General features: G+C 50.2%; 22 protein-coding genes. 11 read left to right on the forward strand and 11 right to left on the reverse strand.

All coding sequences use genetic code 11. From position 1 onward, the window contains the following. Positions 1-2: 2 nt before the first annotated feature. The 4 genes from glyS to Q399_RS0108945 form a co-directional block, all read right to left on the reverse strand. The gene (glyS, locus tag Q399_RS0108930; protein ID WP_307690484.1) at positions 3-2,057 is read right to left on the reverse strand and encodes a glycine--tRNA ligase subunit beta; all 2,055 of its coding nucleotides are present in this window, start codon (positions 2,055-2,057) and stop codon (positions 3-5) included. A gap of 2 nt (positions 2,058-2,059) precedes the next feature. Next, the gene (gene glyQ, locus Q399_RS0108935; RefSeq protein WP_031567959.1) at positions 2,060-2,974 is read right to left on the reverse strand and encodes a glycine--tRNA ligase subunit alpha; all 915 of its coding nucleotides are present in this window, start codon (positions 2,972-2,974) and stop codon (positions 2,060-2,062) included. 191 nt (positions 2,975-3,165) lie between these two features. Further along, on the reverse strand, positions 3,166-4,371 hold the full coding sequence (locus tag Q399_RS0108940; protein WP_031567961.1) for a M56 family metallopeptidase: 1,206 nt from the start codon (positions 4,369-4,371) through the stop codon (positions 3,166-3,168). Continuing rightward, positions 4,371-4,745, reverse strand: a complete 375-nt coding sequence (locus Q399_RS0108945; RefSeq protein ID WP_031567963.1) for a BlaI/MecI/CopY family transcriptional regulator — start codon at positions 4,743-4,745, stop codon at positions 4,371-4,373. The genes Q399_RS0108940 and Q399_RS0108945 overlap by 1 nt, the downstream gene beginning before the upstream one ends. Positions 4,746-4,998: 253 nt before the next feature. On the opposite strand from Q399_RS0108945, the gene Q399_RS0108950 reads away from it, so the two are divergent. Continuing rightward, positions 4,999-5,340: a DMT family transporter gene (locus Q399_RS0108950; protein WP_031567966.1), complete on the forward strand. Its 342-nt coding sequence runs from the start codon at positions 4,999-5,001 to the stop codon at positions 5,338-5,340. 98 nt (positions 5,341-5,438) lie between these two features. Next, positions 5,439-6,335, forward strand: coding sequence for a type 2 periplasmic-binding domain-containing protein (locus tag Q399_RS0108955; protein WP_051685860.1), 897 nt, complete (start codon positions 5,439-5,441; stop codon positions 6,333-6,335). Between the two features lie 66 nt (positions 6,336-6,401). On the opposite strand, the gene gyrB is transcribed toward Q399_RS0108955, so the two are convergent. From gyrB to dnaA, 4 genes are read right to left on the reverse strand one after another with little or no spacing between them, the layout of a single operon-like run. Then, positions 6,402-8,819: a DNA topoisomerase (ATP-hydrolyzing) subunit B gene (gyrB, locus tag Q399_RS0108960; RefSeq protein WP_031567971.1), complete on the reverse strand. Its 2,418-nt coding sequence runs from the start codon at positions 8,817-8,819 to the stop codon at positions 6,402-6,404. Next, entirely contained in the window at positions 8,803-9,915 is a 1,113-nt protein-coding gene (gene recF, locus Q399_RS0108965; protein WP_031567973.1) for a DNA replication/repair protein RecF, read from the reverse strand. The genes gyrB and recF overlap by 17 nt, the downstream gene beginning before the upstream one ends. Positions 9,916-9,918: 3 nt before the next feature. Next, positions 9,919-11,022 carry a DNA polymerase III subunit beta gene (gene dnaN, locus Q399_RS0108970; RefSeq protein ID WP_031567975.1) on the reverse strand — a complete coding sequence of 368 codons (1,104 nt, stop codon included), beginning with the start codon at positions 11,020-11,022 and terminating at the stop codon, positions 9,919-9,921. A gap of 12 nt (positions 11,023-11,034) precedes the next feature. Continuing rightward, entirely contained in the window at positions 11,035-12,402 is a 1,368-nt protein-coding gene (dnaA, locus tag Q399_RS0108975) for a chromosomal replication initiator protein DnaA (RefSeq protein WP_031567977.1), read from the reverse strand. 437 nt (positions 12,403-12,839) lie between these two features. Between dnaA and rpmH the strand changes: the two genes are divergently transcribed. The 5 genes from rpmH to mnmE all read left to right on the forward strand — a co-directional run bounded on the left by rpmH (position 12,840) and on the right by mnmE (position 16,668). Further along, positions 12,840-12,977, forward strand: coding sequence for a 50S ribosomal protein L34 (gene rpmH, locus Q399_RS21880; RefSeq protein WP_084164225.1), 138 nt, complete (start codon positions 12,840-12,842; stop codon positions 12,975-12,977). Between the two features lie 20 nt (positions 12,978-12,997). Continuing rightward, positions 12,998-13,369 (forward strand): ribonuclease P protein component, encoded by a 372-nt coding sequence (gene rnpA, locus Q399_RS0108980; protein WP_031567979.1) that lies wholly within the window; start codon positions 12,998-13,000, stop codon positions 13,367-13,369. Further along, complete coding sequence (yidD, locus tag Q399_RS21885; protein ID WP_084164226.1) at positions 13,321-13,578, forward strand: membrane protein insertion efficiency factor YidD; 258 nt, start codon at positions 13,321-13,323, stop codon at positions 13,576-13,578. The genes rnpA and yidD overlap by 49 nt, the downstream gene beginning before the upstream one ends. A gap of 8 nt (positions 13,579-13,586) precedes the next feature. Continuing rightward, positions 13,587-15,227: a membrane protein insertase YidC gene (yidC, locus tag Q399_RS0108985; protein ID WP_031567981.1), complete on the forward strand. Its 1,641-nt coding sequence runs from the start codon at positions 13,587-13,589 to the stop codon at positions 15,225-15,227. A 76-nt stretch (positions 15,228-15,303) separates the two neighbouring features. Further along, positions 15,304-16,668: a tRNA uridine-5-carboxymethylaminomethyl(34) synthesis GTPase MnmE gene (gene mnmE / locus Q399_RS0108990; RefSeq protein ID WP_031567984.1), complete on the forward strand. Its 1,365-nt coding sequence runs from the start codon at positions 15,304-15,306 to the stop codon at positions 16,666-16,668. 49 nt (positions 16,669-16,717) lie between these two features. On the opposite strand, the gene Q399_RS0108995 is transcribed toward mnmE, so the two are convergent. The 3 genes from Q399_RS0108995 to Q399_RS0109005 all read right to left on the reverse strand — a co-directional run bounded on the left by Q399_RS0108995 (position 16,718) and on the right by Q399_RS0109005 (position 19,759). Further along, on the reverse strand, positions 16,718-17,209 hold the full coding sequence (locus Q399_RS0108995) for a YbhB/YbcL family Raf kinase inhibitor-like protein (protein WP_031567986.1): 492 nt from the start codon (positions 17,207-17,209) through the stop codon (positions 16,718-16,720). Between the two features lie 137 nt (positions 17,210-17,346). Further along, entirely contained in the window at positions 17,347-17,790 is a 444-nt protein-coding gene (gene trxC, locus Q399_RS0109000) for a thioredoxin TrxC (protein ID WP_031567988.1), read from the reverse strand. A gap of 133 nt (positions 17,791-17,923) precedes the next feature. Further along, the gene (locus tag Q399_RS0109005; protein ID WP_031567991.1) at positions 17,924-19,759 is read right to left on the reverse strand and encodes a DEAD/DEAH box helicase; all 1,836 of its coding nucleotides are present in this window, start codon (positions 19,757-19,759) and stop codon (positions 17,924-17,926) included. Positions 19,760-19,926: 167 nt separating this feature from the next. Here Q399_RS0109005 and mioC point away from each other — a divergent pair, with 167 nt between their 5' ends. The 4 genes from mioC (at position 19,927) to Q399_RS0109025 (ending at position 24,294) form a co-directional block, all read left to right on the forward strand. After that, a complete protein-coding gene (gene mioC, locus Q399_RS0109010) occupies positions 19,927-20,388 on the forward strand; it encodes an FMN-binding protein MioC (RefSeq protein WP_031567993.1) in 462 nt (153 codons plus the stop codon). Positions 20,389-20,959: 571 nt separating this feature from the next. Beyond that, complete coding sequence (gene mnmG, locus Q399_RS0109015; RefSeq protein ID WP_031567995.1) at positions 20,960-22,849, forward strand: tRNA uridine-5-carboxymethylaminomethyl(34) synthesis enzyme MnmG; 1,890 nt, start codon at positions 20,960-20,962, stop codon at positions 22,847-22,849. Between the two features lie 13 nt (positions 22,850-22,862). Next, a complete protein-coding gene (rsmG, locus tag Q399_RS0109020) occupies positions 22,863-23,480 on the forward strand; it encodes a 16S rRNA (guanine(527)-N(7))-methyltransferase RsmG (protein ID WP_031567998.1) in 618 nt (205 codons plus the stop codon). A 19-nt stretch (positions 23,481-23,499) separates the two neighbouring features. Further along, positions 23,500-24,294 carry a ParA family protein gene (locus Q399_RS0109025; RefSeq protein ID WP_031568001.1) on the forward strand — a complete coding sequence of 265 codons (795 nt, stop codon included), beginning with the start codon at positions 23,500-23,502 and terminating at the stop codon, positions 24,292-24,294.

A 24,294-nucleotide genomic window follows, 5' to 3' on the forward strand; every position in this document is an offset into this window, starting at 1 on the left:
GCTTATTGCAGCACTGCAATATCCGCCACTTGCAGGAACAACGCGCGCAATTGCGCCAGCAATGCCTGACGGTTCAGGCGCACTTTAGCGTCATCGGCGTTGACCATGACCTGGTCAAAGAACTGATCAACTACGTCGCGTAGTTGTGCCAGATGGGCAAGGCCTTCGCTGTAGCTATTCACGCTTTGCTGATAAGCCTGCTCGGCCACAATAGCCGTGTGCAGCGCTTTTTCGGCCGCTTCTGTCAGTAAACCGGCATCCACAGTGGCCGGAATGTCTTCGGTCACTTTGGCCAGAATATTGGCTACGCGTTTGTTCGCGGCAGCCAGCGCCAGCGCGGCGTCCAGCTTGCGGAACTCTGCGACAGCTTTGACGCGGCGGTCAAAGTCGGCCGGATTGGTTGGCCGGCGCGCTAACACCGCCTGGATCACGTCGATGCCATAACCTTCGCCTTCATACCAGGCGCGGAAGCGGCCCAGCATAAAGTCCAGCACTTCGTCAGCGACTTGCGCATTAGAAAGCTTGTCGCCAAAGGTAGTTTGGGCAAAACCAATCACGTCGAGTAAATCCAGCGGCAGCTGCTTCTCCACCATAATGCGCAGTGCACCAATGGCGGCACGGCGCAGCGCAAATGGGTCTTTGTCACCCTTTGGCGCCTGACCGATGCCAAAGATACCGACTAACGAGTCAAGCTTGTCGGCAATAGCCACAGCACAGCTGACTAACTGGCCCGGCAATGCGTCACCGGCAAAGCGTGGCATATATTGCTCGTTCAGCGCCAGCGCGACAGCTTCGGCTTCGCCGTCAATGCGCGCATAGTGCATGCCCATAATGCCCTGCGTTTCCGGGAATTCACCGACCATATTGCTCATCAGGTCAGTTTTCGACAGTAAACCAGCGCGTTTGGCGTGTTCGACATCAGCACCGATTTTGCCGGCGATATAACCTGCCAGTTCGCTGATACGCTGTGATTTCTCCAGCAGCGTGCCGAGTTTTTGCTGGAACAACACAGTGCCCAGACTTTCCAGCCGGTCGGCCAGTTTGGTCTTTTTATCCACACCAAAGAAGAACTGGGCGTCGGTTAAACGTGGCCGTACTACTTTCTCGTTACCCGAAATGATTTGCTGCGGGTCTTTGCTGGCGATGTTGGCGACAAAAATGAATTTATTCAAAAGCTTGCCGGCTGCATCTTTCAGCGGGAAATACTTCTGGTTGTCTTTCATTGTCGACATCAGCGGCTCAGGCGGCACTTCAAGAAAGCGTTCTTCAAAAGAACCGACCAGCACCACAGGCCATTCCACCAAAGACGACACTTCTTCCAACAGAGCATCGTCCATCTGGGCGATACCCTTTAAGCTTTCAGCAGTTTTTTCCACTTCAGCTTTGATAAAGGCTTTGCGTTTGTCGTAATCCGCCACCACATAAGCCTGCTCCAGCGTGCTTAAGTACGCATCTGCATTGGCGATTTCGACTTTGGCTAGCGCATGGAAACGGTGACCATGAGTGACACGGCCAGCCGCTTTACCCAGGATAGTCGCCGGTACGACGTCGTTGCCGTACAGCATGATGATGGTGTGAACAGGACGGATAAACTCAGCGTCATTAGCGCCCCAGCGCATTGGCTTGGCGATCGGCAGTTTTGCCAGCGCAGTAGCCACTACTTGCTCCAGCAGCGCGACTGTCGCTACACCTGTGACTTTGGCTTTGTGGATCAGCCAGGCGCCTTTATCTGTTTCCAGCCGTTCAGCTTCTGCCACTGTGATGCCATTGGAAGCCGCCCAGGCTTGCGCGGCTTTGGTTGGCTCGCCATTGGCATCAAAAGCACCGGCGAGCGCCGGGCCGCGTTTTTCGACGACTTTATCGGCTTGCTGCGCAGCCAGTGCGTTGACACGTACCGCCAGACGGCGTGGCGCGGCGTACCATTGGCTGTCAGTGAAACCCAGACCCAGTTTGCTCAGCTCATCCAGGATGTTTTGCTGCAACGCCGTTGCTAAGGTTTTTAACGACTTCGGTGGCAGCTCTTCAGTGCCAATCTCGACAAAAAAATCTTGTGCCACGATCAGGCCTCCTGCTTAGTGTTGCGGCATAACGGGAAGCCCAGCTTTTCCCGTGCGGCGTAATAAGCTTCCGCACAGGCCTTGGCCAGCGTGCGGACCCGCAGAATGTAACGCTGACGCTCAGTCACCGAAATGGCGTGACGGGCATCCAGCAGGTTAAAGGCGTGTGAGGCTTTCATCACTTTTTCATAGGCTGGCAGCGGCAGGCCCAGCTCAATCAGCTTGTGGCTCTCGGCTTCATGCTGATCAAAAGCAGCAAACAGCGCCGGCACATCAGCATGTTCGAAGTTATAAGTCGATTGCTCAACTTCATTCTGGTGGAACACGTCGCCGTAAGTGACGCGGCCCATAGGGCCATCAGTCCAGACCAGGTCAAAAATGCTGTCAACGCCCTGAATGTACATAGCGAGGCGCTCTAAACCGTAGGTGATTTCGCCAGTGACCGGGCGACATTCCAGACCACCGACTTGCTGGAAGTAAGTGAACTGCGTTACTTCCATGCCGTTCAGCCAGACTTCCCAGCCTAAACCCCAGGCGCCTAAAGTTGGCGATTCCCAGTTGTCTTCAACAAAACGAATGTCGTGTACCAGCGTATCGATACCCAGTTCACGCAAAGAGCCTAAATACAGCTCCTGAATATCAGATGGTGACGGCTTCAGAATGACCTGGAATTGATAATAGTGCTGCAACCGGTTTGGGTTTTCGCCGTAACGACCATCGGTCGGGCGACGGCATGGCTGCACGTAAGCGACGTTGCTTGGCTCAGGCCCCAGCGAACGTAAGAATGTCATCGGGTGGAAAGTACCGGCACCCACTTCCATATCCAGCGGCTGCACAATGACGCAGCCCTGACGCGCCCAATAATCCTGCAATGCCAGGATCAGGCCCTGAAAGGTTTTAATATCGTATTTGTGCATAGAAAGCGCACCTGCTCAGCTATTTCGGCAATAAAGACCGGAAAGTATACCGATTTGTGCGGCTTTTCTGTAGCGCAATGGCGCGGTTTTTCCGCGCTTTTTCTGATCAGGCACCACTCAAACGTCGGCTCCAGACAAAACAGCAAAAGAGCCGGTGGCCCCTTTGCTATTTTGACTGTTCATCGCAGGTTTTAATGCGTCGGTGAAACCTCCAGCCGCTCAATGTCGCTGGACACCGGGTCCATCAGAAAATCGAGTTGTACTTTGGCTTGTTTCATCCCGGTCGCGGATGGGCTATAGGCCCATTGCTGTAACGCAGTGACGGCTACTTTATCAAACACCTGCGCCGGTACGGATTTGATAATTTGCACATTCTGCACAGTGCCGTCCGGCTGAATATCAAACTCAGCCACGATATAGCCTTCAGTTTTTGCTTGTGCTGCGGCAACAGGATACCTTGGCTCCACACGCATAATTGGTTTGATGTTGTCTGCCCCGTCCGCTGCCTGTACTGGCTGCTGCAGCCATAAAGTGGTGCCGATTAGGGCTATCAGGGTCAGCGCCAGCGCCGCTTTGCTAAAACCATGCTGGCGTTGTAACAATTGCAGTCGTTGTTTCATCATTTTTTTATCTCCATAGTGGTTGCTAAGCAGTTGCCAGTGGGCGGTGCTGCTTTGAGCATGGCTTTGTACATTGCTCAGCAGCGCATAGCTGTAAGCAATCTTTTGCTGAGAACTGGCAGACGCTAATACCAACGCATCACAAGCCAGCTCTTGGTCTTGCCGGTAAGCGCGATACGCCAGCCAGCATAAGGGGTGAAACCAAAATAACGTCAACACCAGCAACGCAACCAGATTGGCGTGCAAGTCACCACGGCGCCAATGCGTCACTTCATGCTGCAGGATTAACTGTTGTTGTTCGGGGTCAAAACGTTGATGAAAATCGACGGGAAGTAATACTGTGGGCCGCAGCAGTCCGGTCACATAAGGACCCTGCATTCCCTGACTTTGTTTGCAGTGCAGTGTGAAGCCGGGAGTCCTGACCACCGTAGCGATTTTAAGCGCCTGTGTGATATCTCGCTGTTGCCGCCATACGCCAAACACCATCAATGCGGCGCCCAATAGCCAGACAACCAGCAGTCCTGTCCCCCAAAAGCTGTCTGTGGGTAATTCAGCACTGATTTGCTGAAAATGCTGTTTCACCCGATGCACGGCCAAGCCTGTCTCAGACATCCACTTCGGCGGCAACAGGGACCACAACAGCAGTAACGGCACCGCCAACCATAAACTGTATTGCAAGCGTGATCCCAGGTACTGCAACAGCAGCGGCCTCAGGCTCAGCAACACCATCAGCAGCAGTGTTAACGGCAGCGTTTGTGTCAGTAGCCAGCTCAGCATTATTTCTGCTCCTGTTCCCATTTTGCGATAAGCTGTTTCAGCTCGGCCACGTCTTCAGCTTTTAGTTGCTGCTGCTCGGCAAAACCTGCCAGCAAAGGCGCCAGACGGCCGGATAACACCCGCTGGATAAAACTCTGACTTTCCCGCAGCTGATACTCGGGTTGTTGCAGGACCGGACTGTATAAATAAGCGCGGCCATCCTTTTCAAAACTGACCGCGCCTTTGCCGACCAAGCGGTTCAGCAGGGTTTTGACGGTTTTTTCGTGCCATTGGCTAGCATCGGCCAATTGCTCCACCACCTGATTGGCAGTTTGTGGCGCTTGCCGCCATAGCACTTTCATCACTTCCAGTTCTGCCTGACTGATTTCTTTCATTGTATTGCTCCCGATAGTCTTGACCTTCGCCAGATTCTGCAGCATCGATTACGATTGTAATACATTCACTATTACAGATGTAATCTTTGATAACAAGGCAAAGTTTGGCTTTTTTTCAGAGTTTTTTTCTGAGGCTTGGATCTGGTTTTTGCTTTGTGCTATCTTGCGCCGGTCATTAAAGCTGCCGGGGACGACCCCGGTCAGTCCATTCATTCAGGGACGGCCCTGCAAACCTGTATCAGGAGCCGTACTTATGTCAGTCCCCTATTTTGCTTATCTGTGTTTAATTGCCGCTGCAGCCTTTGAAGTGCTGTGGGTGTTGTGTGTGCGTTTGTCCGATGGATTTACTAAGTTGCTGCCAGCCGGCCTTGCCGCGCTGTCGATGTTACTTAGTGTGCTGTTATTGGCGAAAGCCAGCCAGCAGCTACCCGTCGCGTTAGCCTATTGCGGCTGGGTCGGACTCGGTGCCATCGGAAGTGCTTTGTTGCAACAGTTCTACTTCCAACAACCCTTATCTCTCGCTGCCTGGTTCAGTCTGCTGCTGCTGTTGCTGGGCATCATTGGTCTGCAGCTAACCTTAGCGCCGCAGCACTAGTGTATTGTCTCCGCTAGCACTGGTTTATTTGGCGCCGTAGCAAGACAAGCGACTACTTCTGAGCAATGCTTAGCAAGCCATTGATTAGAGGCTAAATAATGAACGCGGCGATGTTCCGGTATTATCTGCGATGGACCTTTTGCTGGCTGCTGCTAGTGCAGCCGGCACTTTACCTGTCGTCTTCCTGCGAGGCTGCAACTACAAAACCCGTGACTCTTGTCTATGCCAAGCCTATCCAACAGGGCGATAGCAGTAAGTTATATCAGGTCAGATTGTTATCTGCCGCACTGCATCATGCTGGTGTTGAGCATCAGCTGGTGGAAGCCGATGTGCCGATGGTTCAAGACCGTTCTTTACGCACCGTCGCAGTTGAAAATGGGATTGACGTATTTTGGAGTGTCACCACTATTGAACGCGAGCAGCTATTGACCCCAGTGCGATTTCCTATCGACAAGGGGTTATTCGGCTGGCGTTTATTACTGTTGTCACCGCAGACCGCCGCAAAAGTACCAGACTTAAGCTCACTGCCTAACCTGAAAAAGCTGGTATTCACGCAGGGCCATGACTGGCCTGATACTGAGATTTTACGATCCAACAAACTCAAAGTTTTGGTATCAAACCATTATCACTCGATGTTTGAAATGCTGGCATCAGGTCGGGTCGATGCTTTCCCCAGATCCGTGCTGGAGATCTGGCGCGAGCTTAGTGAAGTCTCACGACCATTGCCGGTTGAAGCGGACATTGTGCTGCACTATCCGACGGCTCTGTATTATTTTTTCTCGCCTCGCCAGCAACAACTCGCACATCAGGTCGAACTTGGGTTGGAACTGATGCTAAAAAATGGCGAGTTTGAACGGATGTTTCAACAAGAGTTCGCTGAAGCCTTGGCTTTGTCAAAACTTGATAAACGCCTGGTAATTGAGTTAAGAAACCCGCTGCTACCAGCAGCCACCCCGCTGCATCGCCCAGAGTTATGGTTTCAACTAGCTGAATAGTTGATTCCGCTTGCCATCAGGCATAAAAAAAGCAGACCGAAGTCTGCTTTTTAATTCTGGAGCAATTTACACGTCCAGGTTTGCCACCCGTAAGGCGTTCTCTTCAATGAAAGCGCGACGTGGTTCTACCTCATCGCCCATTAATGTGTTAAACAGCTGGTCGGCTCCAATGGCGTCTTCGATAGTAACCCGTAGCATGCGGCGGGTATTCGGATCCATTGTCGTTTCCCACAACTGCTCTGGGTTCATCTCGCCCAGACCTTTATAGCGTTGGATATATAGGCCTTTTTTCGATTCAGTGATCAACCATTCCAGTGCATCAGAGAATTTCTCGACTGGCTTCACTTTTTCACCACGACGCACAAAACCACCTTCCTCGATTAGATCGCGGATAGCATCACCAAGCGCGGCAATTCTGGTGTAATCGACCGAATTGATAAAGTCATAATGCAGCACATATTCGTTATCGATACCATGCTGACGAATGGTGATTTTTGGCAGTGTCAGATGACGTTCACGGTCTTCGGCCACACCAAAAATGTAGCTGGAGCCATCGCCTTCCTGATCTTGCAGGCGCTTCGCTAACTGGGCAACCCAAGACTCTACAGCAGCAGCGTCTTTACACAGTTCAGCAGTAATGCCAGGCACGTAAATTAATTGGGTCAGTAGATTCTGCGGGATCTTGCGGCTCAGACGCTCAATAGTCGCCATACCTTTGTGGTATTGGTTCACCAGCGCTTCTAACCCCGCACCGCTAATTCCTGGCGCTTGGGCATTGACGTGCAAAGATGCTTCATCAAGCGCTAACGTCGTCAGGTATTCAGTCATCGCCGAATCGTCTTTAATGTACTGCTCTTGCTTGCCTTTTTTCACTTTATATAGTGGTGGCTGGGCAATATAGATATAACCGCGCTCGATCAATTCTGGCATTTGACGATAGAAGAAGGTCAACAGCAAGGTACGAATGTGGGAGCCGTCGACGTCGGCATCTGTCATCAGGATGATGCTGTGATAACGTGTTTTGTCCGGGTTGTATTCTTCGCGACCAATACCACAACCTAAAGCGGTGATCAGCGTGCCAACTTCCTGTGAGGAAATCATCTTGTCAAAACGGGCTTTTTCAACGTTGAGGATTTTACCTTTCAACGGCAGAATTGCCTGATTTTTGCGGTTGCGGCCCTGTTTAGCAGAACCGCCCGCTGAGTCACCCTCGACCAGGTAGAGTTCAGATAACGCCGGGTCTTTTTCCTGACAATCCGCTAATTTACCTGGTAAACCGGCGATATCTAATGCGCCTTTGCGGCGTGTCATTTCACGGGCTTTACGCGCCGCTTCACGAGCACGGGCGGCATCGACAATTTTTGTCACGATGATTTTCGCATCGTTCGGGCTTTCCAGCAGGTACTCATTCAGTTTTTCATGCATGGTACTTTCAACTGCCGATTTCACTTCACTAGACACTAACTTGTCCTTGGTCTGTGAACTGAATTTCGGGTCCGGTACTTTGACCGAAATGACTGCAGTTAAACCTTCGCGGGCATCGTCACCGGTCGCCTGCACTTTCATCTTTTTAGCGTAACCTTCCGCATCGATGTAAGTATTCAACACCCGGGTCAATGCCGAACGGAAGCCCGCTAAGTGTGTACCACCATCGCGCTGTGGAATATTGTTGGTAAAGCAATAAATGCTTTCCTGAAATGAATCGTTCCACTGCATTGCGACTTCAACCGAAATGCCATCTTCGCGCGTGCTGCTGAAATAAAACGCTTTCGGGTGGATAGCTGTTTTCGTACGGTTCAGGTACTGAACAAAGGCTTCGATACCGCCTTCATACTTGAAATGATCAGACTTATCCGTTCGCTCATCAGTCAGGATAATACTGACACCGGAGTTGAGGAATGACAGTTCACGCAGGCGCTTAGCCAGAATGTCGTAATGAAAATTGATGTCGGTGAAAATAGTATCGCTTGGCCAGAAACGAATTTCTGTACCTGTACTGTCAGTTTCGCCAATCACCTTTAATGGCTCATCTGGTACACCCAAACGATAGATTTGGTTGTGCACCTGATTCTTCCGGCGAATCGTCAGCTCCAGCTTGTCTGACAGCGCGTTCACGACTGAGACACCGACACCGTGCAGACCGCCAGAAACCTTGTACGAATTATCGTCGAACTTACCACCGGCGTGTAACACTGTCATGATAACTTCGGCGGCAGAAACGCCTTCTTCGTGCATGTCGGTTGGAATGCCACGGCCGTTGTCGCGGACCGAAACCGAGTTATCACTGTGGATCGTGACAAAAACGTCACTACAATAACCCGCTAACGCTTCGTCGATTGAGTTGTCGACGACTTCAAATACCATGTGGTGCAAACCTGAACCATCGTCAGTGTCCCCGATGTACATACCTGGTCTTTTGCGTACAGCATCCAAACCTTTCAGTACTTTAATACTCGAGGAATCGTAGTTATGTTCTTCGGCCATCTTTATCCGTCCGTTTAATCTGACCATGTTCCACGTGGAACATTGCCGCAGGCTGATTCAGCTGCGGCAATATTTGATCAGGTTCAATTGCAGTGACAAACACCTGCGATTGAAGTTGAGCTAAAAAATTGAAAATCTGGCGTTTGGATTGGTCATCCAACTCAGACGCCAGATCATCGATTAACAACAAAGGCTGCTTATGGCCTCGTTTGGCAATAACGTTGCTTTGAGCTACCTTCAGCGCAAACAACAATACTTTCAACTGGCCGCGGGATAACATTTCATCCACGAACTCACCATCTATTTTGAGCCGCAGATCAGCCTTTTGCGGCCCAAGTTGGCTATAACCAAATTTTAAATCAGTGGCAAAACTGTCTTGCAGTTGTTGTGACAACTCAGCAGCGTCCTGACGCCGATATAGCCAGCCGGCTGTTAATTCCAGCTGCAAATTTTGCAAGCTCGGAACAGCACTGGTTAAATGAGTTACCTCAGCAGCCAAACTACTTAGATAACTTTGTCTCAGTTGCTGCAGCTGCAGCGCCAGATCAACAAACTGCTGATCCCAAAACTGATATTGTGGCCCATACGCCTGCCTGCTCTTTAATAAAGCGTTGCGCTGTTTCAACACCTTATGAAAACGCAGCCATACATCATAAAAAGAAGGTTCCACGTGGAACAATCCCAAATCAAAAAACTGCCTGCGCTCTTTTGGACCGCCGAAAAATAACCGAAAGCTCTCCGGTTGTAACAGCTGCACAGGTAACAAACTGGCGCAATCCGCTAAACGCTGCACGCTTTCACCGTTGAGCCGAACTTGCCATTCGCCTTGCCGGTCGCGCTGCATGCCAAGGCCAACTTGTTGCAGCGACCAATCCACCCGGGCAAACAAGGTATATTGATTCTGCTCATGCCGAATCACTTTATGTGGCTTGGTCGTGCGAAAAGAACGCCCGTGAGCCAACAAATAAATCGCCTCAAGCAAACTGGTTTTGCCACTACCATTGGCACCGTAAATCAGGTTCCATTGCGGATCAAAATCCAACTGCGCCTGCTGGATATTGCGAAACTCCAGCAGTTGCAATGACGTCAGCGCCATCGCTTACAACCGCATCGGCATCACAACGTACAAAGCACCGGCGTTGCCAACACCTTCGACCAAAGAACTGGAGTTGGCGTCACTTAAATGCATGACCACTAAGTCAGTATTTAAAGTATTCAGCACATCCAACACATAACCCACGTTGAAGCCGATCTCCAGAGTGTCGCCGTTATACTCAACTTCGATGACTTCTTCGGCCTGCTCATGTTCAGGATTATTCGCCACAATCTGCAGCTCTTGCGGATTCAGTGTAAAGCGCACACCACGATATTTTTCGTTGGACAAAATCGACGCGCGTACACAAGCATCTTTCAAAACGGCACGATGCGCTGTCAACTGACGCGAGCTGTTACGTGGTAACACCCTGCGGTAATCCGGGAAACGACCGTCGATTAATTTGCTACTGAAACTAAACTGACTGTCGATCAGGCGAATATGATTCTGGCCGATACTGAGACGGATCAACTGATCGTCGGCGACCAATAAACGCATCAATTCAAGTACGCCCTTACGCGGGATAATCACTTGTTTCTGTTGGTTAGCCGTTACAGGCAGTTCCATCGAACTTAATGCCAGGCGGTGACCATCGGTCGCAACAGTACGTAAGGTGCCATTATCAACTTCAAACAGCAGACCATTCAGATAATAACGCACGTCTTGATTGGCCATCGAAAACGCTGTGTCGTCCAACAATTTACGCAGTTGTAAACGGCTTAATTCGAACTCAACTTCACCTTGCCAACTCTCCAGATTTGGATAGTCATTGGCACTCAAAGTCGCCAGGGTGAACTTACTTTTACCAGTGCTGACCACACAGTTTTCGCCCTGCAAATGCAGAGTCAGTACAGAGGACTCCGGCAGAGAACGACAAATATCCAATAACTTTTTGGCAGGGATTGTAACGCGTCCCGGCGTAATGACCTGCTGTGGAAACGCGTGCGCAACTAATTCAATTTCCAGATCTGTACCGGTCAGCGCTATTTGATCCGCGGTCACATCCAGCAGCACGTTCGACAGGATAGGCAAGGTATGCCGGCGTTCAATGGCACCTGAAACCATTTGCAGCGGTTTTAATAAAGCGTCACGCTCGATAATAAAATGCATAACAAGTCCCTATTAAGACGACAAAGTACGGATCAAATTCTGGAAATCTTCTTTGATTTCGTGTGTTTCTTCTTTTAACGATTCAATTTTGCGGCACGCATGCAACACAGTAGTGTGGTCCCGGCCGCCGAATGCATCACCAATCTCCGGTAAACTGTGATTGGTCAGCTCTTTGGACAAGGCCATCGCCATTTGCCGTGGCCTGGCGACAGAACGCGAACGCCGTTTGGATAAGAGATCAGCCACACGGATTTTGTAGTATTCCGCAACGGTTTTCTGAATATTCTCAATGGTGACTAATTTATCCTGCAACGCCAGCAAATCACGCAGTGATTCACGCACAAAATCGATAGTAATAGGCCGGCCGGTGAAGTTCGCGTTCGCGGTGATGCGGTTCAATGCACCTTCAAGCTCACGCACGTTGGAGCGCAGACGTTTTGCGACGAAAAATGCAACTTCTTCCGGCAGGCGGATATTATTTTCCTGTGCTTTGCGCATCAGAATGGCAACCCGCGTTTCAAGCTCAGGCGGCTCAATGGCAATGGTCAGACCCCAGCCAAACCGGCTTTTCAGCCGCTCTTCCACGCCGTCTATCTCTTTCGGATAACGGTCTGAAGTCAATATGATTTGCTGATTACCCTCAAGTAAGGCATTGAAAGTATGGAAAAACTCTTCCTGAGAGCGGTCTTTTTTCGCAAAAAACTGAATGTCATCGATAAGTAATGCATCGACTGAGCGGTAATAGCGTTTGAACTCTTCAATCGCATTATTTTGCAGTGCCTTGACCATATCCTGTACAAAACGCTCGGAATGCATGTAAATCACTTTAGCGTCGGGCTTTTTCGCCAGAATGCCATTGCCAACCGCATGCAACAGGTGAGTTTTACCCAGGCCAGTCCCGCCGTAGAGAAACAATGGGTTATAAGCGGAGCCAGGGTTGTCCGCGACCTGGCTGGCAGCAGCTCGGGCTAACTGATTCGATTTACCTTCAACAAAATTATCAAAGGTATAATTCGCCCGGACATTACTGCGCACAATAGTTTTTGGCGCCGGCTCGGCCACAACAGCCGGCGCGGCGGCAACAGCAACCGGCGCAGTACGGCTGGGCACTGCAGCCACCGTTTTTGCTACTTTTTGACTGCTGCCGACTTCAAAGCGCAAACGCGGTGAATGATCACCACAATAATCATGGATCAGTTCATTGATCCGATTCAGATATTTATCGCGAACCCAATCCAGCACAAAGCGGTTTGGCGCGTACAGTGTTAAAGCATCATGTGAACTATCAGCCTGCAGCGGACGGATCCACATACTGAATTGTTGTGCCGGCAGCTCGGACTGCAGCGCTTCCAGGCAATTTTGCCAAACAGACTGATACACCATATCTCCAGCAGCCCCGAATAATTGGTATTTGACAAGGCAGGTGTTGAGGAAAGACCCGCATTATGGGCTGATCTTATCCACAACTGCAATATTGACTTTCTGAAAAAGCCTCCCACCGGCAACAATTCAGCATATGCTACTGTTTTTTATATATTTTTATCTTTTATACAATTTCATAATACCGCTAAAACTGCTAGGCATTTTCTGGCATATAGCCGGGCTAAATTTAGATTCATGCACATTTTATCCCATATTTTCGGTCTGCCTGTGGACAACTGCAAAAGATCTGGGATCTGAACGGGAAATAACCAAGGATCAGATTGACAAGTAGTGGCAGAGTACTTAAAATTCGCGCTCTTTTTTAAATCGCTGCGTTTTGGTACTTACTAAAACTCAGATTCAGTTAGTAATTATCGACCGGACGGACGAAGAAAATGAGCAAAAGAACCTTTCAACCAAGCGTTTTAAAACAGAAACGCAACCACGGCTTCCGTGCACGTATGGCGGACAAAAACGGTCGTGCAGTATTAGCACGTCGTCGCGCTAAAGGCCGTAAGCGCTTAACTGTCTAGTCAGTTATTTAAAGCGCTGCGTGGTCAGCTATACCTTCAGCAGGGAGTTACGTCTGTTAACTCCCGGCGAATTCGACAATGTGTTCCAGAACCCGTTCCGGGTCGCTTCCCCACTCTTCACTATCCTTTGTAAAGCCAATCAGTCCGAACATCCTCGGATAGGTCTGACGATCGCTAAAAAACGTGCTAAATTGGCCGTCCATCGGAATCGCATCAAACGTTGTGCCCGTGACAGTTTTCGTCTGCATCAGCACGAGCTGCCGCCGGTTGATATGGTGCTGATGGTGAAAGGCGATATCAGTAATACTGACAACGCCGAATTACACCAGCAACTGGAGCGCTTATGGAGCAAAATCGCCCGCCAGTACAAAGCTATCCAGCCAAAATCCTGATCACAGCGATTTATGGCTATCAGCGTTGTATCAGCCCGCTGTTTCCGCCAAGCTGCCGCTTTACCCCCAGTTGTTCGCAATATGCCGTTGAAGCACTGCGACGTTTTGGTGCGATAAAAGGCAGTTGGTTAACCACCCAACGTCTATTAAAATGTCACCCTTTACACCCGGGTGGTGAAGACCCCGTTCCCGAAAAGCAAAAGAGATAAGCGCACACATGGAATCCCAACGCAGTTTATTAGTAATTGCCTTTTTGTTTGTCAGTTTTCTGCTGTGGCAAGACTGGCAAAAAGACTATGGCCCAAAACCTGTTGTTCCGGCAGCAACTGAAGTCAGCACTGCTACCGGCAATGCTGAACCGCAATTATCTGCATCAGGCCCGTTAAGCAGTGCAGCACCTGCGGCCACTGCAGTCGCCACTGGCAAAGTTATCGAAGTCAAAACTGACGTACTTGACGTCAAAATTGACACCCGCGGTGGTGATATCGTTGGCCTAACGTTGCCAAAATACACACTGAGCCTGGAAGACAGCACACCTTACCCGTTAATGCGCCAGTTAAACGGCTTTAACTACACAGCGCAGAGCGGATTACTCGGTGACGGCCCGGACGAAAAACGCACCACCAAGCCGGTTTACAGCGTGACGCAGGATAAATTCAGCCTGACAGATGGCCAGACCGAACTGCAGGTCAGCCTGAAACTGGAACACAATGGTCTGCAAATTGAGAAGCGCTATACCTTCAGCGCCGGCAAATACGATGTCCGGGTTGATTATATCGTCACCAATAGCAGCAGCGGCAGCAAAGTCATTCAGCCTTACCATTATCTGGCACAGACTATCGATAACGGTAAAGAAGGCAATATGATGATGCCGATTTATCGCGGTGGTGCTTATTCAACAACTGAACAACGCTACGAAAAATTCGCCTTTGAAGATATGCAAGACCAGAACCTGGATCAGTCTACTAAAGGCGGCTGGGTCAGTATGCTGGAACACTACTTCGTTTCAGCCTGGGTGCCTCAAGCAGAGGAACAAAACCAGCTGTTTAGCCTGGTGAATAATAACGAAGGCATTATCGGTGTCCGTGGTCCGCAAAGCAGTATTGCCGCTGGCGAAAACAAAACTTTGACTGCCACTTTTTATGCCGGCCCCAAAGATCAGGCCCGTCTGGCAGAAATTGCCCCAGGTCTGGATCTGACCGTGGACTACGGCTGGTTGTGGTTTATCTCTCAGCCACTGTTCTGGTTACTACAACAAATTCAAAGCCTGGTCAGTAACTGGGGTGTCGCAATTATCGCCATCACTCTGCTGATCAAACTGGCGATGTTCCCGCTGACCAAAGCACAGTACGAAGGCATGGCGAAGATGCGTAATCTGAAGCCGAAGATTGATGAACTGCAGGCTCGCTACAAAGACGACCGTCAAAAAATGGGCCCGGCGATGATGGAGCTATACCGCAAAGAAAAAGTTAACCCTATGGGTGGCTGTTTACCAATGCTGATCCAAATGCCTATTTTCCTTGCGCTGTACTTTGTGTTTGTTGAGAGTATTGAGTTACGCCAGGCTCCTTTCATCTTCTGGATCAAAGATTTATCTGTGATGGACCCGTATCTGGTGCTGCCAATCCTTTACATCATCAGTATGTATGCAATGCAGAAACTGACGCCAGTGACAGTGACAGACCCGATGCAGCAAAAGATTATGCTGTGGATGCCGGTCGTGTTTGGTCTGTTCTTTATCATCTTCCCAAGTGGCCTAGTGCTGTATTGGGTAGTCAGCAACCTGATTTCGCTGGCGCAGATGCTATATATCTACAAAGGCATGGAGAAAAAAGGCTTACACGTCCGTAACGCCTGATTGCTCTGACTGACCTTCTAATGGCCGTTACACTTGTAATGGCCATTTTTTTATATAAAAAATCGAGGACTTTGGTATGTACGTTAACGATACGATTGCTGCGCAGGCAACAGCGCCGGGACGTGCCGGCGTGGGCATCATCCGGGTATCAGGCCCACAGGCCGCTGCTATTGCACAAGCCGTGCTGGGGCGTGTACCAAAGGCCCGTGTTGCTGAATATCTGCCGTTTCGCGCAGCCGACCAATCAGTACTGGACCAGGGCATTGCGCTGTATTTCCCTGGCCCTAACTCCTTTACCGGTGAAGACGTATTGGAGCTGCAAGGTCATGGCGGGCCAGTACTGCTGGATATGCTGTTACGGCGCATCCTGCAGGAAGCCAATGTCCGTATCGCCCGCCCCGGTGAGTTCTCAGAGCGGGCATTTTTGAACGATAAACTGGACTTGACCCAAGCCGAAGCCATCGCCGACCTGATTGACGCCAGCAGTGAACAGGCTGCCCGTAGCGCTATGCAATCGCTGCAAGGCGAGTTTTCCCGGCAAATTCATGCACTGGTAGAGAAAGTCATCTACCTGCGGATGTACGTCGAAGCAGCGATTGATTTTCCCGACGAAGAAATCGACTTTTTATCCGACGGTAAAGTCGCCGGTGATCTTGCTGAAATTCGTGCTGATTTAACCCAAATTCAGAAGCAGGCCACCCAGGGCAGTATCCTGCGTGAAGGCATGAAAGTCGTGATCGCCGGACGGCCAAATGCCGGTAAATCGAGTTTACTCAATGCATTAGCCGGACGCGAAGCCGCTATTGTCACTGAAATCGCTGGCACCACCCGTGACGTGCTGCGTGAACATATCCACATCGATGGCATGCCACTGCATATCATCGACACTGCAGGCCTGCGTGAGGCTACTGATAAAGTTGAACAAATTGGTATCGAGCGCGCCTGGCAAGAAATTCTGCAGGCTGATCGGGTACTGTTTATGGTCGACAGCACAACCACCACTGCGACAGATCCTGCAGAGATCTGGCCAGACTTTATCGCACAGATCCCAGCTGAACTGGGGATCACAGTGATCCGCAATAAGGCCGATTTAACCGGTGAAACCGTCGGTTCTGACCAAAGCGGAAAGTATCCGTTGTTCCGGCTTTCCGCCAAAGATAAAACTGGTCTTGATGCATTACGCGAACATTTAAAAGCCTGCATGGGTTTTGAAGCCAATAATGAGGGCAGCTTTATCGCCAGACGCCGGCATTTAGACGCTCTGGCACGGGCATCAGAACATTTGAGTATTGGTGAACAACAACTGCACGATCATTTAGCCGGCGAGTTACTGGCCGAAGAACTACGGCTGACACAACAGCAACTGAATGAAATCACTGGTGAATTCAGCTCTGACGACTTGTTGGGCAGGATTTTCTCCAGCTTCTGTATCGGAAAATAATAAAAAGCCGGCGTATCAGCCGGCTTATAATCTTACGCCATCTCAGCCATCAACGTGCATAAGTCGCCGTCAGGGTCGCCTTTGCCAGCGCGTTGGCATTCAGCATAAAACCAACTACAGCAGCACTGGCGCCATCAGGAACGCCTAATGTCGGCGTAGGTAATGCCCAGACCGTAAACTGATAACGATGCATACCATGGCCTTCTGGTGGACAGGCACCGCCAAACTCTTTAATACCGTAGTCATTCAGAAAGGAACGGCATCCAGCCGGTAAAGTGCCATTACCGGCACCTTGCGCTAACTCGTTCACTTCGGCCGGAATATCCAATACCAGCCAATGCCAGAAACCAGAGCCGGTTGGTGCATCGGGGTCGTAAACCGTTACCGCAAAGCTTTGCGTACCGGCTGGCGCATTTTGCCAGCGCAGTGTTGGTGATAAGTTCGGGCCATCACATCCAAAACCATTGAATTCAAAGGTTTTCGCCATGAAGTGGCCTTCCTGAATATCTGGACTGGAAACAGTAAATTTGCGATTTTCCATAAATTCTCCGTCAGCTTTTAAGTTGCATTATGCGTTGATAGGGCATGCAGCTGAATTACCTGGTCATAACCTGTCTGGGGTAAAAATCAGCACAAATGAAACCCGGGCATCGTTATTAGACTACCCGGCTGTGTTTCTCACTCAGTCTGCTGTAACTGAGCACTGTGTTGCTGCAGCCACTGATAAAACTGTGCTTTTGGCAAGGCACCTGATAACTGGGCTATGACCTTACCGCGCTGGATTAACAGCAAAGTCGGAATGGACCTGATTTGAAACTGTGCTGCCAATTGCTGCTCAGATTCTGTATTAACTTTACCGAAGCGAAAACCGGGTTCCAGCTCAGCTGCGGCCTGGGCAAAGGTTGGCGCAAAACTTTGGCAGGGCCCACACCAGCTGGCCCAAAAATCTAATACCAGTGGTAAATCAGACTTTTGACTCAAATTGGCAAAATTCGCCATGGTTACATCAACCGGCTTACCAGTGAACAGACTTTGTTTACATGAACCGCATTTCGGCTGCTGAGTTAAGCGCTGCTGCGGCAGCCGGTTTAAACCGGCACAGTGTGGGCACGCAATGATCATCACAGGATCCTCTGGCTGTTTCAGCATGATTTGTGGGTCCACAGATGAAACATCAAGACCGTAAATTGAATTTAGCGTAATAAAAAACCCGCCGGAATGCGGCGGGTTTACTTAAATAAACACTAACGGGCTATTACGAGCCTTCGCGAGTGCGTGGTTTTTTCGGTGCAGCACCTGGACGTGGGCCTGTGCCACGCTCAGGACGGTCGGCACGATCAGCACCGCTGCGCTGGTAACGCTCTGGTCGATCAGCACGTTCTGGGCCGGGACCACCCGTATCAACACTGATATTCAGTTTCTGTTTGCGCACATACACTTTTTTCAGGTGCTGGAACACTTCTGTCGGCATATCACCCGGCAGCTCAACAGTAGAGAAATGATCAAACAGTTTGATATTGCCGATGAACTGGCTGTCGATGTTGGCTTCATTGGCGATGGCACCAACGATGTCACCCGCGCGGACGCCATGCTCTTTACCCACTTCAATCCGGTAATTGATGTAGTTGCCTTGCAATTCGCGACGTGGTGGACGTGGACCACGCTCTGGGCGATCACCTGAACGCTCCGGACGGTCACCGCGTTCAAAACGCGCTGGACGATCACCACGCTCCGGCCGTTCACCACGGGCATGTGGCTCACGGATCTCCGGGAATTGGCTGGCAACGTTTAACGGCTGGTCTTTTTGCGCCATAAACAGCAACGCCGCGGCCAGATCTGCATCTGTCGTTTCCAGCTTTTCGCGCCAGTCATTAATCAGATCCTGGAAGAAACTCAGGTTTTTCGCTTCTATGGTATTGGCCAGCGTTTCGCGGAACGACTCAATACGACGCTGCTCAATCACTTCACCGGTTGGCAGCGACATTTTTTCGATCGGTTGACGGGTGGCGTGCTCAATAGTGCGCAACAGACGGCGTTCGCGTGGCGACACGAACAAAATAGCTTTGCCTTCGCGACCGGCACGACCAGTCCGGCCAATACGGTGTACATAGGCTTCGCTGTCGTATGGAATGTCATAGTTAATCACCAGACTAATCCGTTCCACATCCAGACCACGGGCAGCAACGTCTGTCGCAACAATCACGTCAATCTGGCTGGCTTTTAAGCGGCGAATAGTTTGTTCGCGGTTGGCCTGGTTCATATCGCCATTGAGGCAAGCGACTGCATAACCGCGAGCACCTAATTTTTCGGCAATTTCCTCAGTGGCACTTTTGGTCCGGACGAAAATGATGCTGGCATCATATTCTTCACCTTCCAGTACACGGGTCAGAGCGTCCAACTTCTGATTCCCATCCAGCATCACATAACGCTGGGTGATCCGCTCCACAGTGCTGGTTTTTGATTCAATTTTGATTTCCTGTGCATTGTTCAGGTGTTTCTGAGCAATAGCACGGATTTGTGACGGCATCGTTGCCGAGAACATGGCAACCTGACGGCCTGGCGGAGTCGCATCCATGATCGTTTGAACGTCATCGATAAAACCCATCCGCAGCATTTCGTCAGCTTCGTCCAGCACAATGGCACGTAACTTATCTAACACCAGAGTACCGCGATCCAGGTGATCCATGATACGACCAGGCGTACCAACGATGACCTGAGAGCCACGTTTTAAAGAACGTAATTGTGTGGTGTAGTTCTGACCGCCGTATAAAGGCAGAACATGGAAAGTTGGCATAAAGCGGGCATAAGCCTGAAAAGCTTCTGCGACTTGGATCGCCAGTTCACGCGTAGGTGCAAGGACCAGGATTTGTGGTTCATTTTGCGCCGGATCTAACCGCGCTAACAATGGCAGGGCGAAAGCGGCAGTTTTACCGGTACCGGTTTGCGCCTGGCCTAATAAGTCCTCACCAGCTAACAGTTTTGGGATTGCGGCCGCCTGGATAGGAGACGGAGTTTCGTAGCCCAATTCTGTGACCGCGCGCAGTATTGGTTCTGGCAGATCAAGCTGGGAAAAAGTCAGGGACTCGGACATAAGTTGTATTAACCTCAATAACACGCAGGCGCTTTAAAGGTATGTGCTATTGTAGTTTTACTGAGCCTGCATTGCAGTAAAAATACCCGGTGCCTGTTAAGAGCAATGCTCAACAGCCACAAATTCCAGTAGTATAGCCAATCATTTAACTGACCAGAGACGTACAGATGATTGAGATCCTCGTGGGCAGCCAAATGGGCGCTGCTGAATACACAGCAGAACAAGTGGCTGAAACACTGGTACAAGCGGGATTTCCTGTCAGACTGCATCTGACGCCCGTATTAGAACAACTGACCAGAAACTCAACCTGGTTAGTGATCACCTCGACCTACGGTGCGGGTGACCTGCCCGATAATATCCAACCCTTTGCGGATCAATTAGCACAAGATCAAACAGATCTTACCACAGTTTCTTATGCGGTGATCACTTTAGGTGACTCCAGCTACGATACTTTTTGTCTGGCCGGCGCGAAGATCGCTGATTTGCTGGCTAAAAATTCAGCAAAAGATTTAGACTTAAGGCTAAATATAGATGCGCAATGTGCCGAATTACCGGAAGATCTCGCCTTAGCCTGGTTACCACAATTTGTCGCAGTGCTTGCACCAACTCTCAAAACTCACCCGATTTGAAATAAAAAAAGGGGGAATTTTGGTTCCCCCACAAATACACAAGTCACTGTCCAGAAACTGGATATCTAACGGTAATGTCGGCGGATTAAGCCAACAGGTTCAGCATCTGCTTATATCAGTTAAATTACTTAATAACCTTTTGATAAATCCCTGATAAAACGTCGATCAAGCTATACAGGGTTGTCCACAAGCAGATCCCAACTTGATCACATCTGTGGATAAGATACGAATAACCACGTGCATAAGCTGATGTTATCCTCTGCACGAATTTAATTGATATTTGGCCTGTGGATAAACAAGCAAGTTGATCACAGGTTGATCCGTTGAAGATCCATCACAGATCACAGTTTAGATCTTTTGTAAGATCTTGATCTTCAGATGGAAAAAGCAGTTATCAACCCAAAAACTGTTGCTTAGTAGTAAGAATAATAAAAAAGATCTCTTTAAAGATCTTCTTTATATATATGGATCGCTTTGGATCCTGAACGATTTTAAAACATTCCGTTTCGGACAGGATCTGAGGTACAATACGTGCCCTTTTTTAGGCTGTTGCAAAGGCAATGAGGCAGATATGTTGTTTCAACAAAACTACGATGTGATTGTGGTCGGCGGTGGACATGCCGGCACTGAAGCCGCGCTGGCTGCTGCACGGATGGGTATGCAAACGCTGTTGTTGACCCATAATGTTGAAACACTGGGCATGATGTCATGTAACCCTGCGATCGGCGGTATCGGCAAAGGCCACCTGGTCAAAGAAATCGATGCACTGGGTGGTGCCATGGCGGTGGCCACAGATCACGCCGGGATCCAGTTTCGCACGCTGAACAGCTCAAAAGGACCAGCAGTACGTGCCACCCGTGCTCAGGCTGACCGTCAGTTATACCGTGCAGCGATCCGGACTATTCTGGAAAACCAGCCAAACCTGCAGATCTTCCAACAAGCCTGTGATGATCTGATCGTTGAAAATGATCAGGTCGTTGGTGCGGTCACCCAGATGGGTCTGCAATTTCGGGCAAAAGCAGTTGTACTGACTGTTGGTACTTTCCTGGCTGGTCAGATTCATATTGGTTTACAAAATTACAGCGGTGGCCGTGCTGGCGATCCACCGTCAGTTGCCTTGGCCCGTCGTTTACGCGAATTGCCGTTTCGGGTTGGCCGGCTGAAAACCGGCACTCCGCCACGCATTGATGCGCGTAGTGTCGATTTCAGCAAGATGCAGCCACAGCCCGGTGATACACCTTTGCCGGTGATGTCATTTATTGGTAAACAAAGCGACCATCCGCGTCAGGTGCCCTGTTACATCACATACACCAACGAACAAACACACGATATTATCCGCAACGGCCTGGACCGCTCACCAATGTATACCGGCGTGATTGAGGGTGTGGGCCCGCGTTATTGCCCGTCTATTGAAGACAAAATCAACCGCTTTGCTGACAAAGACAAACATCAGATTTTTATTGAGCCTGAGGGCTTAACCACCCACGAACTCTATCCAAACGGCATTTCAACCAGCTTGCCTTTTGATGTGCAGCTCGCTTTGGTGCACTCGATCCCAGGATTGGAGAACGCACATATCACCCGACCAGGTTATGCCATCGAATATGATTTCTTTGATCCGCGGGATCTGAAAACCTCGCTCGAAACTAAATTTATCAAAGGCCTGTTTTTTGCCGGTCAGATCAATGGGACTACCGGCTACGAAGAAGCGGGTGCACAAGGTTTATTGGCTGGCCTGAATGCGGCTTTGCTGGTCAAAGAACAGGACGCTTTTGTGCCGAGTCGGGACCAGGCTTATGTTGGCGTGCTGGTTGACGATCTAACCACTTTAGGTACCAAAGAACCCTACCGTATGTTTACCAGCCGCGCCGAATATCGTCTCATGCTGCGTGAAGACAATGCGGATCTTCGTTTAACGGCAAAAGGTCGCGAATTAGGCTTGGTCGATGACGTGCGCTGGGCGGCGTTTAACGAAAAGATCGAGCAGATTGAATTGGAACGTCAACGGCTGAAACAAAGCTGGATCCACCCGCAACATGCTGCACTGGCGTCAGTGAACGCGTTATTGAAAACACCATTGAGCCGTGAAGCCAGTCTGGAGGATCTGATCCGCCGGCCTGAAGTGACCTACAAGGACTTAATGCAGATCGAAGGCGTTGGTCCTGGTCTTGCGATGCAGGATGCGGCAGAGCAGGTTGAGATCCAGATTAAATACGAAGGTTATATCAACCGGCAACAGGACGAGATAGCCAAGCAGGAACGCAATGAAAACACGCGTTTGCCAGCCGGTTTTGATTATTCTGTGGTGAAAGGTCTCTCAAACGAAGTCGTGCTTAAACTGAATCAGGCACAACCTGAAACTATGGGGCAAGCGTCCAGGATCTCGGGCATCACACCTGCGGCTATTTCGTTGCTGTTGGTTTATCTGAAAAAACAGGGTCTGTTAAGAAAATCGGCCTGAGCCAGGATGCAACATGTTAGATAAATTAAGAAAGCTGGTCGCGCAGACCAGCCTGCAACTGTCAGATCTGCAATTGCAGCAGCTGGTGCAATACGTGCAGTTACTGGACAAGTGGAACAGTGCTTACAATCTGACGTCTGTGCGCGACCCTAACGAAATGCTGGTTAAGCACATCATGGACAGCCTGGTTGTCGCGCCCCATTTGCATGGTCAACGCATCATTGATGTTGGCACTGGGCCTGGTTTGCCGGGCGTCCCGTTGGCTATTTGCTGCCCGGATAAAGAATTTACCTTGCTGGATAGTCTCGGCAAACGCGTGCGTTTTTTAAATCAGGTCAAATTGCAGCTGGGGCTGAAGAATATCCAGCCAGTGCAAAGCCGGGTCGAAGATCACCACGAAAAATACGACAGTGTGATCAGTCGTGCTTTTGCGTCTTTAAACGATATGCTGCACTGGTGTCAGCATTTGCCGGTCTCGAATGGCCAGTTTCTCGCCATGAAGGGTGCGCAAGCGCAGGAAGAAATTGCAGCTTTGCCTGATTTTGTTAAAGTTGTCGGCAATGTCGAACTGACAGTGCCAGAGTTGGTCGGCCAACGTTATCTGCTGGTGCTGGAAAAAACAGCAGTCTGAACACGGACTAGGGATTTTTGTGGGAAAAATCATCGCGATAGCCAATCAGAAAGGTGGCGTTGGCAAGACAACAACCGCAGTGAATCTGGCGGCGTCTATGGCCGCGACTAAACGCAAAGTCCTGCTCATCGATTTGGACCCGCAGGGCAATGCCACTATGGGCAGCGGTGTCGACAAATATGAAGTGCACGCCACGGCGTATGAATTGTTGGTCGACGAAAAGCCGTTGCCGGAAGTAGTAGTCAAAGAAACTGCCGGTGGCTATCACCTGATTGCAGGGAACTCCGATGTTACAGCAGCCGAAGTACGGCTGCTCGACGTGTTCGCCCGTGAACTGCGGTTGCGCAACGCACTGAAGAATTACCGCGATCAGTATGATTTCATTTTTATCGATTGCCCGCCTTCGCTGAACATGCTGACGGTCAATGCGATGGCCGCTGCCGATTCTGTGCTGGTGCCGATGCAATGCGAATATTACGCGTTGGAAGGGCTGACGGCGCTGGTGGATACCATCAATAAACTGGCGGCTGTGGTGAACGCTGACCTGAAAATTGAAGGCATTCTGCGCACCATGTATGACCCGCGCAACCGGCTGGCCAACGACGTTTCCGAGCAGCTCAAACGTCACTTTGGCGAGAAAGTCTATCGCGCTGTGATCCCACGTAACGTGCGTCTGGCCGAAGCGCCCAGTTTTGGTACGCCGGTGATGTATTACGATAAAAGCTCGACTGGCGCCAAGGCGTATCTGGCGCTGGCCGGTGAAATTCTGCGCCGCGCCGACAAAAAACAACCCAAAACCACCCCTGCGGTGTGA

It is taken from the genome of Rheinheimera texasensis DSM 17496 (assembly GCF_000711985.1).
GTDB lineage: Bacteria > Pseudomonadota > Gammaproteobacteria > Enterobacterales > Alteromonadaceae > Pararheinheimera > Pararheinheimera texasensis.

Coding starts and splice junctions, on each gene's coding strand:
- yidD (WP_084164226.1), top strand. CDS start 13,321: ATGGAGCAAAATCGCCCGCCAGTACAAAGCTATCCAGCCAAAATCCTG.
- Q399_RS0108940 (WP_031567961.1), bottom strand. CDS start 4,371: ATGCTGAGCTGGCTACTGACACAAACGCTGCCGTTAACACTGCTGCTG.
- Q399_RS0108945 (WP_031567963.1), bottom strand. CDS start 4,745: ATGAAAGAAATCAGTCAGGCAGAACTGGAAGTGATGAAAGTGCTATGG.
- dnaN (WP_031567975.1), bottom strand. CDS start 11,022: ATGCATTTTATTATCGAGCGTGACGCTTTATTAAAACCGCTGCAAATG.
- trxC (WP_031567988.1), bottom strand. CDS start 17,790: ATGATCATTGCGTGCCCACACTGTGCCGGTTTAAACCGGCTGCCGCAG.
- mioC (WP_031567993.1), top strand. CDS start 19,927: ATGATTGAGATCCTCGTGGGCAGCCAAATGGGCGCTGCTGAATACACA.
- Q399_RS0108995 (WP_031567986.1), bottom strand. CDS start 17,209: ATGGAAAATCGCAAATTTACTGTTTCCAGTCCAGATATTCAGGAAGGC.
- recF (WP_031567973.1), bottom strand. CDS start 9,915: ATGGCGCTGACGTCATTGCAACTGCTGGAGTTTCGCAATATCCAGCAG.
- gyrB (WP_031567971.1), bottom strand. CDS start 8,819: ATGGCCGAAGAACATAACTACGATTCCTCGAGTATTAAAGTACTGAAA.
- mnmE (WP_031567984.1), top strand. CDS start 15,304: ATGTACGTTAACGATACGATTGCTGCGCAGGCAACAGCGCCGGGACGT.
- Q399_RS0108955 (WP_051685860.1), top strand. CDS start 5,439: ATGAACGCGGCGATGTTCCGGTATTATCTGCGATGGACCTTTTGCTGG.
- glyQ (WP_031567959.1), bottom strand. CDS start 2,974: ATGCACAAATACGATATTAAAACCTTTCAGGGCCTGATCCTGGCATTG.
- yidC (WP_031567981.1), top strand. CDS start 13,587: ATGGAATCCCAACGCAGTTTATTAGTAATTGCCTTTTTGTTTGTCAGT.
- rsmG (WP_031567998.1), top strand. CDS start 22,863: ATGTTAGATAAATTAAGAAAGCTGGTCGCGCAGACCAGCCTGCAACTG.
- mnmG (WP_031567995.1), top strand. CDS start 20,960: ATGTTGTTTCAACAAAACTACGATGTGATTGTGGTCGGCGGTGGACAT.
- Q399_RS0109005 (WP_031567991.1), bottom strand. CDS start 19,759: ATGTCCGAGTCCCTGACTTTTTCCCAGCTTGATCTGCCAGAACCAATA.
- rpmH (WP_084164225.1), top strand. CDS start 12,840: ATGAGCAAAAGAACCTTTCAACCAAGCGTTTTAAAACAGAAACGCAAC.
- Q399_RS0108950 (WP_031567966.1), top strand. CDS start 4,999: ATGTCAGTCCCCTATTTTGCTTATCTGTGTTTAATTGCCGCTGCAGCC.